Genomic DNA, 16,010 nt, shown 5'->3' with positions numbered 1-16,010 from the left:
AGTCATCCCGCTTTTTCCAAAAAATCAACTCCTATTACTCCCCGGACTGTCTTGCATAATGTCTGACGATCATTCCATTTGTTCTATACATTCCGAACTTTTCATAGTAAGGAACAAGATCGTCGTCACAACAAAGGTCAACCATATAATAATCCTTCAGCTGATCAAGCATCAGGCGTACAAGCTCACTGCCGATGCCATCGTTTTTGTGAGCAGGCAATACTTCAAGGAGTGGAATATAAGCAGACAGGACCCCATCACTGATCGCTGTAATAAAACCAATGACCTGTTGTTTCTCAGCGTCAGTCGCAACAACGATATGACTGCTGTTTGCTAAAAGCTTCATGTGTTTCTCTGGTGACGGGGGATCAGGCCACCCGTCGAAAAACCCTTCGAGCATCTGTGGGGTAATACCATTCAAATCATATTGGAAATTCAATTCAGTCAGCTCCTTTTTTGGTGGTAGTCAAATAGAAGCTGAAAAATCAATAATAAAGTAACAAAATAATGACCTCCAAATTTAGTGTTTCTGAGATAACTTTTCTGTTATATGTGTCCTGAAATCTTCATCTCTCAAAATTGCTTTCTGAAAATCATTCATGGATTTCGATAGCCTGATCTGCTCAAGCAGCTCAAGCCCATCAGCGAAGAATGAGATTTCAGTCCGGTTATCTTTAAGGTCAGTGGCGTACAACGAAAAAGTCAGCACGTGCGGAGTTGAACCGCCTTTTTGACCGGTATGTCTGAGCCATTCGCGGTTCTTTGGACTTTCCATGAGTGGTTCGAGAAGTGGATCCAGGTGACTGTGAACCTTTTTTGAAAAAAACGTCTTGCTGTTCAGCTTCTCCATGAAATCCGTATACGTTTTGGCGTTGGAGCGGGTCAGGTGATCAGACCAGTTTTTCTGAGCAGGTGCTGTCAGACATTTCAGTATCTGTTGCTTTTCCTGATCTGTGCAGGGCTGATCCAGCCAGCGTTCCATGATCATGATGGTCATATTTCTATATTCTTCTTTTGACATATCACGGATTTCAGCGTTTGCGCCTTCTAGCGTCAGGTTCTGTTCAGTTGTCAGTATATAAGGTACAGCAAGCGCTGCGACAAATGGAAAGATCGGCTCGTGATCTGTGAGGCCTGTTTCCTCAAGACCCGCATTGATTCTGTCCAGTCCAAGTTTGTGCATGAGGTAGTCTGAGTTTGCGTTTGAACTGTAATGCATCATACCTTCTGCCACCTGAGAGAGTGTCACGGGGTCCTGGCGATTGATCTCTTTCAGCCATGCTTCATGTGCGCCGCCATCCGTTCTTTTGAAGTAAAAAGGTTCAAGCGTTGAAAGAGATATCACCTCATCAGGATTAATGTTGCCTGACGCTGCTTGTTTAGCATATTCAACTGCAATCACCATTTTTGCCGTGCTGGCAAGCGGAAGCATGAGGTTTTCCTGCTGTGCAACAAGCACCTCATCATTTCGCTGAACCTTCAGGGAAATGGTATCAGGGCGTTCTTTGATAAATTGTGTGAAAGCACGCGGTTTTATTTTTCTCGTATGATATGCAAAGAAGGCGGATCCCCCACCAATCAATAGTGCAACAATCATTGATCCAATAAAAATCCAGTTCACTTATGTCACTCCTGTTGTCATCATTTTATCTGTGTTCAATACAATGCTGGTAGCGACCCCAGGCCTCTTTCTGCTGCTGCAGAATCTGGCCTCGTTCTTTTTGCAGGTTGCCAACAGCACGCACAACTTTTGACTTTGTTTCTTCTACTTTACTAATCGAATCATTGATCCGGCTGTGAATCGTCCACTCTGAAAATATATCATCCAGAAAGTAATCTGCAAATGTAATAAAGGAACCTCTCTCCACATCCATTGATTCAGTTGTTTCATCTTTGACATCTTTCAGTTCAGCTTCAAACTTACGAAGACTGCGCTGGGCATCGTGCAGAGCATCCTGTGATTGATCGAGATCATTATGCTTCATTGCGGTTACGATCATACCGCCACCAAGGAATGTATCCCATGTTGACATGCCGTGTGCTGAATTCAGGCTTGCAAGGGCAGCTTCCAGTGAAGCTTCAGCACTACGGCCGGCATAAATCGCCTCATCAATTTCAACGAGCAGCGCGTCAAGGTCTGCATAATGATTCAGGTGGAGGTCAATTTCACGGGCTGTTTCACCGTCATTCTGTTTAATCCAGCGCTCTTTTTCTTTCAAAAACGCTTCCCAGTCGTCCTCAACAGTTCCGTAAGCGGACAGTTTGTTCTCCAGTTCATTTGCGTCACCTCGCAGATCCTCAAGCATCTGTTCATGCTCGTTCAGTTTCAATTCAGCTTTTGCGGCCTCATCATATTCTTTTTCCCGCAGTTCCTCATGCGTGCCTTTCCACTTTCTCACCACGTTTACTAACGAGAAACGGTCTATTTTATGCAGATCCAGCTGCTCTTTTGAAAGGCTCTGTTCAAGCTCCTGCTTCTTGTGTTCATGTTCAACGAGTTGTGAACGAACATTTACTTGTCTTTTTTCTAATTTGCGTTTCTCATCAAGTCTTTTTCTCAGATCCAGCTGTTTTTTCTCAAGTGTTTTTTCCACGTGAATCCCTCCAGAGGTTTGTTAGTAAATATACGGACGAACAGGCTGGAAGTTCCGGGGAATTTCGTTTAAAAGGAGACGTTACCAATTTTTGTTGGGAGGAGGTATGATAGAAATTGTTAAAATAGCAAGGGGGCTATGGGATGGATCTATTGATTGAGGAGATATTGGCGTTAATTAAAAGGGCAGATAGGAGAATACTGATTGGCATCTCAGGACACGGGGCTGCCGGTAAAACGACTTTTACACAGAATCTAGCTGAGCGGATTGGGAAGGATCATTTGAATATACTGAATACGGATCCGTATATTACTGACTCTGCGGTCAGGAAGAACACGATGATTACATATGAGTGGGAAGGTAAAGAGCATACATTTAAAATGACGGCGTGTCACCCGGCAGCTCATCACATGCTGTCGCTTGAAAGGGACATGAAGATGCTGAAAAAGGGAATGGACCTGTATACGCTTGATACAGACTGGCTGCCGAGTGAGCTGCTTTCATCTGATAAGAAAGTGACGGTTGCAGAGGGAATGAGCGTGGCGTTTCTGGATCAGTCATTATTTGATCTCAGTATTTATTTCTATACTGATGGTGAGACGGAATTTTTGAGAAGATCCGGCCGTGATATTAAAGAGCGCGGTATGGAACTTGAGTATTTGAAGCAGTCACACCATGAGCGGCGGGTTCAGTACGAGGTGTTTATGCATAGGTATCGCGAGGGGTTTGATGTGGTGGTGAATACATCGGGGGACGGGTTTGTGATTGAAAAAATGAGAATGTGACCGGGGATTGAGTGGATGTGACCCGAGATTCCTGAGATATGACCCGAAAATATGGCCGGGCAGGAAATGCGACTTTAAATTTTGTGAATATGACCTGGGATTTGCGGGATGTGACCTTAATTTCAGTGAATGTGACCCGAATTAGTATATGTGCGTTCGTCGAGTTTTTGAAGGGAGGGAAAAATGATGAATAGAGAACTGATCAGGACTATATTGCTCATTTTATTGGCCGCGGTAATGGTTACAGGTCTTATAATTTATTTCACAGATAGACATGAATACAATCTGCTTGTTGCGTTGGTGGCTTTAATTTTAAGTGTGGCTGCCTTGATATTTACTTTTACCGAGAAAAAAAGAAAAAGGTCTTGAATCCTGTGTTGGATTCTAAGACCTTTTGTTTTATAGGGTTATTTAGCCACAATCACAAAGCTATCAAGAGACTCATTCTTTCCCTCAACATCTAACATATCCGCATAATTTTGAACAAGAGTCTGGATTCTGACAGGTGCAGCTGCAAATTCCTTGGTAACTTCCTTGGCGTAATCAATTTCCCACTGCCCATCCTGAAGAAAATGAGCATCAACACGCAGTTCGTGATCAACCTTCAACCCTGCATCTTCTATCATTTTTTTAATCTCACTTTTCCCGAACAGATTTTGAATGTTTCCATCGTTTGCAGTGAACTGTGAATACAGCGCTAGAATAGATGCAGCACAGAAATGTCCCCGCTGTGTGATTTTCTCAAACTGCATATCCCATTCTGCAAAGCACAGTATGTTACTGATTGAACGAATCCTTTTAAAATAGGCAAGCAATTGAGCGGGATCGTGAAAATACCACGAGCAATGGGAAAGAACAACAGCATCGTACTGCTTATCCAGCTTCATCTCCAGAAAATCTGTTTCCAAATGAAAATCAATCCTGTCGCCAAGCTTTGACTGATTGACGCGCTCATGTGCCTCGCCAAGCGTAAAAGGTGCTCCGTAATCTGGAGGAGCGATATCCACAGCCGTTACATGCCCGTTTTCGCCAACTACATCAGCAAGCACGACGGTCGTATCCCCTTGGCCGCAACCGATTTCAAGTACTTTCATTCCTTTCTTGATCCCAAATGCTTCAACCAGTGCATATCGGTGTTGGAGCTGGGTTTGCTGGATTTGATCATTTTCAAAAAGCTCATATTGTCTGATGAATTGCTGTACGCTGTTTTGTGACATTCACCTATACTCCTTCTGTGTAGCCTTTTAAGTTAATTTAACATGAATGAAGGGGATATGGGATTTTTTGTAGAAGTGAAACAGTAGAGAAATGATAGAATCGGGGAAATCACATGAATCCAGAACGATGGTTTGCTTCAGACGCAGAAACACGGGAGATCTTAAAAGCTGTTCAACATTTAAACCTGGAAGACTGGTGGGTCTGTGCAGGTTATATACGTAAAAAAATCTGGGATGAACTGAGTCAGGGGGAAGCAATTGTGCCTCTTGATGATATAGATGTCATATATTTCGATCCCTCAGATATCAGTGAAGAAACAGAGAAGGGTTACGAAGAAGAATTACACCGCATGCTGCCCGGCTTACCATGGTCTGTAAAAAATCAGGCGCGCATGCACATGGTCAATGGTCTTGATCCATATGAGTCAGCTCGGGATGCAATTGCGAAGTTTCCAGAGACCGTCACTGCCCTGGGAATTAAATTAGACGTGAACGATCGTATGGTGTTATATGCACCACATGGTTTAGAGGATCTTTTGCATTTCAGCGTGAAACCAACGCCTTATTTTCGGGGAGATCCATCACGGATGAAAGTTTTTTATAACCGACTGAATCATAAAAAATGGTCTTTATATTGGCCGGAAGTCAGAATATAACTGCGCGACTGGGGAGCACTCACAATGAAAAAAGTTGATCTGATAGCCGTTGTACACGATCCAAGGGGTAATTTGTTATTTCGTTTGAAAAAGTCTGAAGAAACAATGATGGGTCTTTACAATAAAGTATGGATCACTGTCAGTAACGAATCATCTGAACAATTGCTTCAATACCTATGCCATGAGAGTCCGTTTCATGTGAAAGTTATACCCAAGGGTGGGGCAGCTCATGCCAGAAGAGCGGTTGTGGCATTCGGTTTAGACTCAAGTTGTTCTCACTATCATTATTGTGACTTGGACCGGCTTTTAACGTGGATATCATATCATCCGGAAGAGCTGAGTTTATTGGTCCGGGATATACCGCAATATGATTATCTGGTCATTGGCAGAACGGATCAGGCGATGTATACCCATCCGGAAAGTTGGGTTGAAACTGAGAAAATCACAAATAAAATCTGCTCGCTCACTCTGGGGTGGGAAATAGATATTACTGCGGGGTCATGTGCTTTTTCCAATGAGATTGGTGAAGTAATTAACCAATATTCAGAGGCAAAGATGACTGATGCAGAATGGCTGATGATTGCAAAAAAAAGAGCATGCGTAGAGGTTAGTACGATTCAGGTAAATGGACTTGAATATCACGAATCTATTAATGCACCCACCACGAGTGTGGAAGAAGCAGAGCAGTGGTTCAGCCGGTTAAGGTTGAGTATGGTGATTAGTGAAACGCTATTGAAATAAATGGAACAGTTTTTGAAAAAAGATTCTTATGAAGGAGTAATGAATACATGAACGTACAAGAAACACTTCAAACATACATAGAGGCAACCAACACGCACGATTTTGAAAATGTGAGGCAGGTGCTGCATGAGGACGCATTATTCTGGTTCACGAGTCAGATTTGCAGAACACATGACGAGATTCAGGCGTATTTTGAAAGCACCTGGGCAATCATTAAAGAAGAAGTTTACTCGGCAGTTGATATCAGGTGGCTTCATGCTGATGAACAATCAGCCACCTGTGTGTATGTCTATCAGTATGAAGGGTATTATGAAGGGAAATTAATCTCGGGGAGCGGACGGGCAACGAATGTTTTCGCGAAAACGGATGATGGATGGAAGCTGATTCATGAGCATTTAAGCAAGCTTGCGTAACATTTAGCCGGCTAACCCGTATGTATATAAAGAGGTGAAGAGCATGTTTTTGAAAAGAGTTGCATTAAAACGCGAAGAAATTAACGATCAGCGCCGTTACCCTTTTCATATTCCTGCAATCAGAACGTTCAGTGAGCTCGATTTGAAAAAGAATGTCACGTTCTTTGTAGGGGAAAACGGTTCAGGTAAATCAACGCTTCTTGAAGCGATTGCTGACCAGTGCGGTTTTAATACGGCCGGCGGCGGAAGAAACAATACATATGAGCTGCACGCATCAGATTCAGCGCTCGGTCCTTATCTCAGGCTGTCATGGATGCCAAAAGTGACGAACGGCTTTTTTCTGCGTGCGGAGTCGTTCTATCAATTCGCGACCCATTTAGATGAAATGGCTCAGGAGGATATGCAGACATATGGTTCCTACGGCGGGAAGTCACTTCATGATCAGTCTCACGGGGAATCTTTTCTGTCACTTTTCGCAAACCGCTTCCAGCAAAAAGCGATTTATCTATTGGACGAGCCTGAGGCCGCACTTTCGCCGCAACGTCAGCTTGCCCTCTTGAAAATTATGCATGACCTTGAGCAACAGGGAAGCTGTCAGTTCATCATTGCGACGCATTCACCCATTTTGCTTGGGTATCCGGGTGCTGACATTCTGAGTTTTGACCAGGGTGAAATTCAGCTGATTGAGTATGAAATGACTGATCACTATCAGATTACCCATTATTTTTTACAGCACAGGGAGCGGATGCTTGAGCAGTTGTTTTCGGAGGAGGATGAGGAATGAAAAAGTGGCTACTCATACTGACATTGATCTTATTAGCAGGATGTTCCAATACTAGTAAAGCCCCTGAAGTACTCGTTTTTACAGGAGAGTCGGAAAATTGGCGTGTGAATTATATATCTTCACAATCAAATGAGACTGAACAGGAGATAGAATATCGAATTGATTATTTAGGGAGTGGTGACCCTGAAGAGGTTTCGTATAGTGTTCTGACAAATATAGAGTCAGGTTCTTCCGGCAACGTCAATTTAAGTGAAACTAAAGTGATCAGGGGAAGTGGCAGCTGCGGCGGATGTGCAACGCTAAATAAAGACGACGTATTGCAATTTGAAGTTGAATGGGACGGACAGCAGGAATCTTTTGAAGTAACCTATGACGAAGACGCTAGAGGCGTAATGGAATAGAGGGGAAAGTATGGATCAAAAAGTTGTGATCAGGCATGCGAAAGAGCAGGATGCAGAAGGTCTCAGAAATCATGTCAAACAGGTACTGACGGAAAACAGTGATAAGATGGGGACTTCGTTATCTGAATTCAAGGTGACGATCGATGAAGAGAGAGAATGGATCCGTTCACATGAGGAACGTGGGGTCGTATTGGTCGCGGTGATTGAAGATCATATTATCGGCATGCTGAATTTTCGTTTGTCTTCACTGAAAAAGTTCAGCCATCAGGGTCTGTTTGGGATGAGTGTGCAGGAGGGTTATACTAATCAGGGAACTGGACGCAAGTTGCTTGAGTCTTTATTTGATTGGGCAAAGCAGGATGGCAGAGTCGAGAAAATTTCACTTGAAGTATTTGCGAATAACGAGCGTGCGATTCATTTGTATGGGGATATGGGATTTAATGAAGAAGGACGTAAGCTGAAGCATGTCAGGTTTGGTCCTGATCATTATGAAGATGAGCTGATTATGGGGAAATTTATATAAGTATACGTAAAACCAGGAAGGGTATCGGCTTCCTGGTTTCTTCATGTCTTTACCAATAAAACACGATGACTGCAACCAGTGCTGTCACATAATAACCAGCGTTTGCGTACAGCTTCATCTTTTTGGATAAGGTGTCCTGTTCAAGCTTTTTAATGTAGAGAATGACGAATAACATCAGCAGCATGAGTGCAAAATCAGCTAATCCATATCCATCCTGTGACCTGAGAATCAGGGAGATGAACACGATTGCAGCTGCAATATTAGCACCAATAATAATCAGTGGAGAGGCTTGTTCGTTAATTGGAATCACTCCCTGGTGTGAGGTTTATTGTCCTTATTTTAGAGGAAGCAGCGGGTGAAGTAAAAGAGCAGGATTGGCAAAGGTGCCGGGGAATGTCAGGGGTGTAGAGATGGCAAGTAAATTTGAAAGTATTGTCTGCGCTATGCAAATTGACAACGCCTACTCCTGACACACGTTTAATTATAAAAACTTCTGTGACAGTGTGCTAAATTCATTTTTCTGCAATGATTCTGCACATTTTTTGGGTAATTTAAAAGTGAACCAACAACTTGGAGGGATGATACAAATGAAAAATCAATTATTAATGGGAACCATGGCGCTTACGCTTAGTCTAGTGCTTGCAGCATGCGGCGGTAATGAGGACGACATGGGTTCCGGTGACATGAGTGATAACATGGATGAGAATATGGAAGAAAACATGGATGACATGGACCATATGGATGAAGAGGATTCAATGGATGGCATGGATCATTCAGGTATGGATATGTCAGGATCCGGAGAAGTACTTGAGGGATTAGAAGAAGCACAAAACCCAACGTTTGAAGAAGGTGACACAGCAATCATCACTGAAGCACATATGGAAGGAATGGAAGGTGCAGAGGCAACAATTGTTGGTGCTTACGATACAGTTGCTTACAGTATCTCCTATGACCCGACTGATGGCGGGGAACGAGTAGAGGATCACAAATGGATTATACACGAGGAAACGGCTGATGCTGCAGACGAACCTTATGCAGAAGGCGACGAAGTGGAGGTAGAGGCTGATCATATGGAAGGAATGGACGGCGCAACTGCAACCATTGATTCTGTGGAAGAAACCACTGTTTATATGATTGACTTCACGCTGGAATCAGGTGAAGAAGTAACGAATCACAAATGGGTAACTGAAAGTGAATTGTCTGCTGAATAACAAAATGCTGAGGGGTATATAGCCTCTCAGCATTTGTGGTTATGTACAGGTTTTGAGTCATTTGATCCACTTATAACCTACTCCCCACACCGTGTGTAAATGTTTTTCAACAGGGAACCCTGTTTTTCTCAGCTTGTCCCGAAGGTTTCTGACATGCGAATCTACCGTACGGCCATCTGTCCAGGCTTCATATCCCCAGATAATCGACAAAAGCTGTTCTCTGGAGTAAGCACGGCCGGGATTTTTAAGAAGCTGTCCAAGGATTGAGAATTCCTTAGGTGTTACTTTTACGGAATCTCCTCTATAAGAAAGCTCATGAGAAAATTCATCCCAGACCAGTCCCTCATATTCAATTCTTCTGGCAAAATCATCTGAAGTCCGTCTGAATACGGCGTGTATTCTTGCGACCAGCTCATCTTCGTCAAACGGTTTTACGATATAGTCATCCGCACCATCCTGCAGCCCTTTGACGATATCCTCTTTTTCATGAAGTGCTGTTAATAAAATAATCGGCACATCTGAAAATCTGCGGATCATCCGGCACGTTTCAAAGCCGTTCATCACGGGCATCATCACGTCAAGAATGATTAAGTCTGGTTCTTCATCCTTCACCAAACTGATCGCATCCTCGCCTCTCCGGAGTTTTATACAATCATAGCCGAGCGGTTTCAGATATAGCTCAAGCAGATCAAGCATTCTTTGTTCATCATCGACGAGTACGATTTTCTTCATGATGGACTCCTTTCAAATCAATGATCATCTTCAGTCCTGAACCTGTATTTTCAGCCGAAATCTTTCCGTGATGCGCTTCAATCATTTCTTTTGCAATCGAAAGCCCGAGTCCAGTGCCGCCGGTGTCTCTGTTTCTCGAAGTATCCACTCTGTAAAAACGATCGAACAACTGGGGTAGTGCATCCTCAGGTACACCGGGACCTTCATCCGTCACTTCAATTTTTTCATTGCTCACTGAAACCAGTACTTTTTGATCTGCAGGTGTATATTTCAAAGCATTATCTAAGATGATAATCAGCACCTGTTCAAAACGGTTTTGATCAATTTCTTTATAAAAAGCTGAATCAGCCTGAAACAGAAGTCTGATGTTCTGTTCATCAAAAGCCAGCTGCATTCTTTCAGTAACACTCCGCACAAATGAAGTGATTTCAGTCCGCTCAGGTTCTATTGTAAAATTTTGTTCTTCCATTCTTGCAAGTTCAAACAAATCTTCTATGAGCTGATGGAGCCTGTCTGTTTCTTCATAGATAATCTGTCCGTAGGGTGAATCTTCTTTCTTTAGAAGTCCTGCGTACCCTTTTATATAAGTGATGGGGGTTCTAAGCTCATGCGCAATCGAAGTTAAAAAAGCTTTGCGCGTTTTTTGAATCTGATGCAGATCACCTGATATTTTTGTGATGGACCGGGCGAGTTCACCAATTTCATCTTGCCTTTTCGTCTCGGGGACTGTAAGAATATCTCCCTGACTGAGTTTTCCGGCTGCCTTTCTGATTGAAAGAAGCGGTTTAGTGATAAAGTGACTTAAAAAATACAGACTGAAAAGAAGAAAAAGTCCGGTTAGCAGAGCCGCAATCGCAAAGTGCTGGTTCAGTTCTCTGATCAGCGCCTGAATCTGTTCAGTAGGTTCAAGCATAATCACGCTGCCACCACCATCGATCGGGCTGATGCTGACTAAGAATGGCTGATTGCGCCAGTCGTCTTCTGCAGTACCTTCAGATGCTGTCAGCCAGTCTTCGTTTATATGATTGTCAGCCTGATTGGAAGCACCTGCGAGTGAACCATTTTCGGCTATAATCACAACTTCTGTGAGTGCTTTTTCTTCCATCAGGACAACATGACTGATCGTTCTCATATCAAAATTATCAGCAAGTACATCTCTGTGACTGTCACCGCGCTGCTGAAGTCTTTCAAGCTCATTTTCTACCTGTTGATTAACGAGATGGTTATGCATAACAAACAACGAGATTGTCAGAATAATAGCAAGCCCTGATAAATAAAAAAGGCTGATTTTCAGTGAAAGTCTGTTCACGGTCCACACCTCATTTCATGTCTCAAGTATACGCAGATTTTGTGCAGAAAATATGCAGAAAGGCAGGACTTTTCATGGATTTAGGTTAAATCGTTTAACAGAAATTTGAAAGGGAAATGCTTAATTAGAAACGATTTTAGGAGGAGATAAAATGAATCAGCAATTCCAGGATTGTCTTGAAGCTTGTAAGAAGTGTCTCGAAGCCTGCAATCATTGTTTTGATGCCTGCCTGAGTGAAGAGGATGTTAAGATGATGGCGGATTGTATCCGTTCAGACCGTGAATGTGCAGATGCATGTGCACTTGCAATCACAGCGATGCAGACAAACAGCCCTCATTTACGTGAGATTTGCGGGTTATGTGCAGAGATCTGTGAATCGTGTGCAGATGAATGTGCAAAGCATGACCATGACCACTGCCAGCAGTGTGCGGAAGCTTGCCGTAAATGTGCAGAGGAATGCCGTAAGATGGCAGTTTAATATCACCTATACATGAAAAAGCCGGTACGCATATGTTGCGCACCGGTTTCTTCGATGTGAATAAACATTTCTTAATCCTGGCTAACTGATTTTAGAAAGAATTTCTCCCCGACAAAAGTGAGTAAAGTAATCACTACAGCTACGACCACGATTAGCCAATCCTGCTGCAATTTAACCCAGACGAAAGCACTCAGCACAACTGCATCGATCAACAGTGCAGTTGTCACAATTCCGCGGTTTGCCTTTACTTTACCTTTCAGTTTTTTCAGAACGCCCCAATGGATGATCATATCCATGACGAGATACAGAATAACCCCGATTGCAGCAATTCTGCTCAAATCGAATAAAATCGTGAGTGCCATCGCAAAGACAATGGTGTAAACAAGGGTATGCTTTTGAATATCACCCGGCATACCAAAGTGTCTGTGTGGAATGAGCTTCATATCAGTCAGCATCGCAAGCATTCTAGAAACGGCAAAAACACTGGCAATAATACCTGATACTGTTGCTAAAATCGCGATAATAACCGTAAACCAGACACCTAAGCTCCCAAAAGCAGGCCTTGCTGCTTCAGCAAGTGCATAGTCCTTTGTTTCAATAATCTCTGTGATAGAAAGACTCCCTGAAACTGCCCATGCCAAGAGTATATAGACAGAAAGGCTGATTGCGATTGAAATCATAATCGCACGACCTACATTTTTTTTAGGTTCTTTGATTTCAGATCCACTGTTTGTGATCGTGGTAAAACCTTTAAAGGCTAAAATAGTCAGTGCAATTGCAGCGATATAACTTGCAGGAGACAGGTCAGGGGGATTTCCACCGGGCTCTGCTGCTTCAAAAGAGAAGCCTGCTGCCCATAAACCTGCGATAGCAAAAATAGATAACCCAACGATTTTCAGCAGTGACATAATTGAAGTAAATGTCTGAATAAATGAATTGCCTGCAATATTAATCAGAAAAGCAATTGCCAGTAAGCCGACACCAAGAACAGGTACAAGCCAGCTTCCGGAATCCGTGCCGAATAACTGAAGCGTATATGTACCAAAAGTTCTTGCGACAAGGCTCTGGTTAATCACCATAGAAAGTGCCATCAGTAAGGCAGCACCCGCTGTCACAGTGGTTTCACCATATGCCTTTACGAGAAACATACCGATTCCTCCGGCAGAAGGGTATTCGTTGCTCATTTTAATATAGGTATAAGCGCTGAATGCTGTGGCAATACCACCTGCGATAAACATTAGCGGAAACCATGCCCCAGAGAGTTCAGCCACCTGCCCGAGCAAAGCGAAAATGCCGGCACTGATCATCACACCGGTTCCAAGCCCAACAGCTCCAGTTAATGTAATACTATTTTTCTTATAATCACTCATGCGATCAACTCCTTTGTGAGTGCTTTACCCACAAAGTTTGCAGAAGTTATGCAGAGCCAGAAAAAAATAACAGTCATCATTCCGGCTGTAAAGGTCTCTAATTCACTTCCCCCTGAAACACATAAGGAGCAGCACCCTTGAGCAATTGCTTCAAACCACCCTTGTAATAAGGCATCAATTGATCAGCCTCACTTAAACTCATCCATTTCACATTTGCGACTGTTTCTGTATCCTGAATCTCAATGTCACCACCTGTTATGCTGGCGGCAAAGGTAATAAAGATCGCATGATGCTGATCGTTTATCATAAAAGCTTCATTCACCGTCAGAATGCGGCCGAGTTCAACATTCAATCCGGTTTCTTCCCGGGCTTCCCTTACTGCCGCTTCAGCCATTGTTTCCCCCTGTTCAACAGAGCCACCCGGCAAAGACCAGTTGTCATATTTAATGTTATTGACCACCAGTACATTTTCTTCTTTTTCATCAACAATCAACGAATACACTACATCTACTCTTTTCATCATTCCACTCCTTTTAATATACAAATCTAACTTTGTTGGAGAATAATTTCTACCACTTCAGGGTGGTTATTAATTCTGAAGGGGAAAAGGCTGTTTCCAAGGCCACGGCTGATAATGAGGGTGGATTCATCCTCTTCATGAACCCCTGAAGTATATTCAGGAAAGAGCCCTTGGTTCGGAGCGATGAGGGCTCCGAAAAATGGGAGTCTGATCTGTCCGCCGTGTGCGTGTCCTGAGAGAATCAGGTCGGGCTGATAATCGCGGTAAAGAGAGAACCATTCGGGTCTATGTGCCAGCAATACAGTAAATTGTTCGCTTTCAGCTTCTATAAATGTCTGTTGAAGATTGATTGCGGTGGTGTTCGCATTTGAAGGAGAAGGGTCTTCAATGCCTGCTATCTGTATACTGGCGTCGTTAAATGAAAATGTGGTGGTTTCGTTTGTAAGAACATTGACGCCAATATCAATCAGTTTCGATCTTAGACGATCATATTTTCCTGAACGCATTTCATGATTTCCCGATACATAATAAACAGGAGCGAGCTGCACCATTTCTTCCGCAAGTGTTAAAGCGGGTTCTTCATCATACCGTCTTTCATCAATGATGTCGCCTGTGATCACGATGATATCCGGTTCAGACTCTTTGACTTCATCAACCAGCTTCTGCTGATTTTGACCGAAAGACTTATTGTGCAGGTCAGACAGGTGCAGAATCTTAAAGTCATCAAAGCTGTCAGATATTTTGTCAGAGCTGACTGTATATGAACTTTTAGTAAGAGTGTTATTTTGATCATATAGATAGAAAATCAGAAAAGATATCACAATTAAAAGTAGGAGCCATTTTTTACGTTTCATGTAGTCCTCCAAAAAATGAATAATGGTATATACGGATTCTATGTATGTAAGTTACACCATCTTGATCATAAATGAAAAAGCTGCCCCATTAAAGGACAGCTCTTCATATTAAGCAGCTTTCTTCTTTTCTTCAGTTTTATTAATCACATTGGACCCCACAAGATCTCCCGTCACATTCAGCATCGTAGCACCCATTCCAACAAGCACATCAATGGCTGCAAGCAGTGCAACAGCTTCCATTGGCAGACCGAGCTGGGCAAATACTGTCGCGATCATCACAATACCAGCGCCTGGTACACCTGCTGTTCCGATTGAAGCGAGCGTTCCGACGAGTACGACCATCAGCATTTCAGTAAATCCGAGCGGCTGTCCGACTACATTTGCTGCAAAGACGGCAGATACTGCAATCCGAATCGCTGCACCGTCCATGTTAATCGTTGCGCCAAGCGGCAGGCTGAAGCCATATAAGCTTTTTGAAAGTCCAAGGTTCTTCGCTGCATTCAGCGTCAATGGCAGCGTGCCCGAACTGCTTTGCGTAGCAAAAGCAGTCAGCATTGGTGTTCTGGCTTCTCTGAAGAAAGCAGCCGGACTGATTTTGAACAGTACCAGCACTAAAATATAGAGTGAAATCTGTACGGCAATTCCTACATACAGCACCATGACCACGTTCCAGAGCTCAACCAGAATGCCTGTACCCTGCGTTCCGACTGTATTTGCAACGATTGCAAATACACCGATTGGTACGTATTGAAGCACGCCTCTCACGATAAACATCGTCGCTTCATTCAGTCCATTTGCGACACTGTATACCTGTTCACCAAGTGCTTGCGTTTCTTCTTTTGAACGAAGGTAAGAGATTGCAATCCCGAATACGATCGCTGTAAAAATAATGCCCAGCAGATTGAATTCAGAGAATGCTGTAACAATATTTGACGGTACAATACTCAGCAATACACTTACAATACCGGGATTCTCCGGTGCTTCAAAAGTCTCGCTTGTATCAAGTGTCATGCCGGTTCCAGGCGAAAATAGAGAAGCAACAGTCAGCCCCACGATAATCGCAAGTGCCGAAGTTGCAGCATAGTATAGAAATACTTTCCCGCCCATGCGGCCAAGAGAATTAATCTTTGTCTGATTTACCCCAACGATCAGTGTAAATAAGATCAGCGGCAGAATGACGAAATTCAGCAGATTCATCAGCAGATCGCCAAGCGGTGTCAGAACGGATGCCTGCTCACCGAAAATAAAACCGACTGCTGCACCAATGACAAGGGCAATCGTGATCTTCAGAATCAGCGAAGCATCCAGATAGCCTTTCCAGATCTTTTTCAATGAAATCCCTCCTAAAAAGTATTTATTCATTTAACACCTTAAAGTCATATTAAATAGGTCGGGATTAAAGGTAATACAGATCGAAGGGTA

The 16,010-nt window shown here is 43.2% G+C and carries 21 protein-coding genes; 10 read left to right on the top strand and 11 right to left on the bottom strand.

Going from position 1 to position 16,010, the window contains the following annotated elements:
- Nucleotides 1-34: 34 nt before the first annotated feature.
- The 3 genes from E2626_RS07265 to E2626_RS07255 form a co-directional block, all read right to left on the bottom strand.
- A complete protein-coding gene (locus E2626_RS07265) occupies nucleotides 35-439 on the bottom strand; it encodes a GNAT family N-acetyltransferase (protein WP_134381069.1) in 405 nt (134 codons plus the stop codon).
- 81 nt (nucleotides 440-520) lie between these two features.
- Nucleotides 521-1,621 carry a serine hydrolase gene (locus E2626_RS07260; RefSeq protein ID WP_134381068.1) on the bottom strand — a complete coding sequence of 367 codons (1,101 nt, stop codon included), beginning with the start codon at nucleotides 1,619-1,621 and terminating at the stop codon, nucleotides 521-523.
- Nucleotides 1,622-1,646: 25 nt separating this feature from the next.
- Nucleotides 1,647-2,594 carry a hypothetical protein gene (locus E2626_RS07255; protein ID WP_134381067.1) on the bottom strand — a complete coding sequence of 316 codons (948 nt, stop codon included), beginning with the start codon at nucleotides 2,592-2,594 and terminating at the stop codon, nucleotides 1,647-1,649.
- A 143-nt stretch (nucleotides 2,595-2,737) separates the two neighbouring features.
- Between E2626_RS07255 and E2626_RS07250 the strand changes: the two genes are divergently transcribed.
- Nucleotides 2,738-3,379, top strand: a complete 642-nt coding sequence (locus E2626_RS07250; protein WP_134381066.1) for a uridine kinase family protein — start codon at nucleotides 2,738-2,740, stop codon at nucleotides 3,377-3,379.
- 186 nt (nucleotides 3,380-3,565) lie between these two features.
- Nucleotides 3,566-3,748 carry a hypothetical protein gene (locus E2626_RS07245; RefSeq protein WP_134381065.1) on the top strand — a complete coding sequence of 61 codons (183 nt, stop codon included), beginning with the start codon at nucleotides 3,566-3,568 and terminating at the stop codon, nucleotides 3,746-3,748.
- Between the two features lie 38 nt (nucleotides 3,749-3,786).
- On the opposite strand, the gene E2626_RS07240 is transcribed toward E2626_RS07245, so the two are convergent.
- Nucleotides 3,787-4,596, bottom strand: coding sequence for an SAM-dependent methyltransferase (locus tag E2626_RS07240; RefSeq protein WP_134381064.1), 810 nt, complete (start codon nucleotides 4,594-4,596; stop codon nucleotides 3,787-3,789).
- A gap of 113 nt (nucleotides 4,597-4,709) precedes the next feature.
- Between E2626_RS07240 and E2626_RS07235 the strand changes: the two genes are divergently transcribed.
- Genes E2626_RS07235 through E2626_RS07210 form a run of 6 tightly spaced genes read left to right on the top strand, consistent with a single transcriptional unit; the run spans nucleotide 4,710 to nucleotide 8,114 of the window.
- Nucleotides 4,710-5,252 (top strand): nucleotidyltransferase family protein, encoded by a 543-nt coding sequence (locus tag E2626_RS07235; RefSeq protein ID WP_134381063.1) that lies wholly within the window; start codon nucleotides 4,710-4,712, stop codon nucleotides 5,250-5,252.
- A 24-nt stretch (nucleotides 5,253-5,276) separates the two neighbouring features.
- Nucleotides 5,277-5,993: a hypothetical protein gene (locus tag E2626_RS07230; RefSeq protein ID WP_134381062.1), complete on the top strand. Its 717-nt coding sequence runs from the start codon at nucleotides 5,277-5,279 to the stop codon at nucleotides 5,991-5,993.
- Nucleotides 5,994-6,040: 47 nt separating this feature from the next.
- Nucleotides 6,041-6,406 carry a YybH family protein gene (locus tag E2626_RS07225; protein ID WP_134381061.1) on the top strand — a complete coding sequence of 122 codons (366 nt, stop codon included), beginning with the start codon at nucleotides 6,041-6,043 and terminating at the stop codon, nucleotides 6,404-6,406.
- 43 nt (nucleotides 6,407-6,449) lie between these two features.
- Nucleotides 6,450-7,190 (top strand): AAA family ATPase, encoded by a 741-nt coding sequence (locus E2626_RS07220; protein WP_134381060.1) that lies wholly within the window; start codon nucleotides 6,450-6,452, stop codon nucleotides 7,188-7,190.
- On the top strand, nucleotides 7,187-7,591 hold the full coding sequence (locus E2626_RS07215; RefSeq protein WP_134381059.1) for a hypothetical protein: 405 nt from the start codon (nucleotides 7,187-7,189) through the stop codon (nucleotides 7,589-7,591). Before E2626_RS07220 ends, E2626_RS07215 begins: the two co-directional genes overlap by 4 nt.
- A gap of 10 nt (nucleotides 7,592-7,601) precedes the next feature.
- The gene (locus E2626_RS07210) at nucleotides 7,602-8,114 is read left to right on the top strand and encodes a GNAT family N-acetyltransferase (protein ID WP_134381058.1); all 513 of its coding nucleotides are present in this window, start codon (nucleotides 7,602-7,604) and stop codon (nucleotides 8,112-8,114) included.
- 49 nt (nucleotides 8,115-8,163) lie between these two features.
- Here E2626_RS07210 and E2626_RS07205 read toward each other — a convergent pair whose 3' ends face one another.
- Nucleotides 8,164-8,424, bottom strand: coding sequence for a hypothetical protein (locus E2626_RS07205; protein WP_134381057.1), 261 nt, complete (start codon nucleotides 8,422-8,424; stop codon nucleotides 8,164-8,166).
- 268 nt (nucleotides 8,425-8,692) lie between these two features.
- Here E2626_RS07205 and E2626_RS07200 point away from each other — a divergent pair, with 268 nt between their 5' ends.
- Entirely contained in the window at nucleotides 8,693-9,325 is a 633-nt protein-coding gene (locus E2626_RS07200; RefSeq protein ID WP_134381135.1) for a YdhK family protein, read from the top strand.
- Between the two features lie 57 nt (nucleotides 9,326-9,382).
- Here the strand turns inward: E2626_RS07200 and E2626_RS07195 are convergent, their stop codons facing one another.
- A complete protein-coding gene (locus E2626_RS07195) occupies nucleotides 9,383-10,057 on the bottom strand; it encodes a response regulator transcription factor (protein WP_134381056.1) in 675 nt (224 codons plus the stop codon).
- Nucleotides 10,032-11,366 carry a sensor histidine kinase gene (locus tag E2626_RS07190; RefSeq protein ID WP_134381055.1) on the bottom strand — a complete coding sequence of 445 codons (1,335 nt, stop codon included), beginning with the start codon at nucleotides 11,364-11,366 and terminating at the stop codon, nucleotides 10,032-10,034. Before E2626_RS07190 ends, E2626_RS07195 begins: the two co-directional genes overlap by 26 nt.
- Before the next feature lie 151 nt (nucleotides 11,367-11,517).
- Here E2626_RS07190 and E2626_RS07185 point away from each other — a divergent pair, with 151 nt between their 5' ends.
- Nucleotides 11,518-11,844 carry a four-helix bundle copper-binding protein gene (locus E2626_RS07185; protein ID WP_134381054.1) on the top strand — a complete coding sequence of 109 codons (327 nt, stop codon included), beginning with the start codon at nucleotides 11,518-11,520 and terminating at the stop codon, nucleotides 11,842-11,844.
- A 71-nt stretch (nucleotides 11,845-11,915) separates the two neighbouring features.
- Here E2626_RS07185 and E2626_RS07180 read toward each other — a convergent pair whose 3' ends face one another.
- From E2626_RS07180 to E2626_RS07165, 4 genes are all read right to left on the bottom strand, one after another.
- Complete coding sequence (locus tag E2626_RS07180; protein ID WP_134381053.1) at nucleotides 11,916-13,214, bottom strand: APC family permease; 1,299 nt, start codon at nucleotides 13,212-13,214, stop codon at nucleotides 11,916-11,918.
- A gap of 97 nt (nucleotides 13,215-13,311) precedes the next feature.
- Nucleotides 13,312-13,734: an NUDIX hydrolase gene (locus tag E2626_RS07175; protein ID WP_134381052.1), complete on the bottom strand. Its 423-nt coding sequence runs from the start codon at nucleotides 13,732-13,734 to the stop codon at nucleotides 13,312-13,314.
- A 26-nt stretch (nucleotides 13,735-13,760) separates the two neighbouring features.
- On the bottom strand, nucleotides 13,761-14,588 hold the full coding sequence (locus E2626_RS07170; RefSeq protein WP_134381051.1) for a metallophosphoesterase: 828 nt from the start codon (nucleotides 14,586-14,588) through the stop codon (nucleotides 13,761-13,763).
- A gap of 108 nt (nucleotides 14,589-14,696) precedes the next feature.
- Nucleotides 14,697-15,920, bottom strand: coding sequence for a dicarboxylate/amino acid:cation symporter (locus E2626_RS07165; protein WP_134381050.1), 1,224 nt, complete (start codon nucleotides 15,918-15,920; stop codon nucleotides 14,697-14,699).
- Nucleotides 15,921-16,010: the final 90 nt, after the last annotated feature.

The sequence above is a fragment of the Jeotgalibacillus salarius genome, from assembly GCF_004405125.1.
Taxonomy (GTDB): Bacteria; Bacillota; Bacilli; order Bacillales; family Jeotgalibacillaceae; genus Jeotgalibacillus; species Jeotgalibacillus salarius.
The sequence above is the reverse complement of the archived record's forward strand: the minus strand, read 5'-3'. Positions and strand labels throughout refer to the sequence as shown.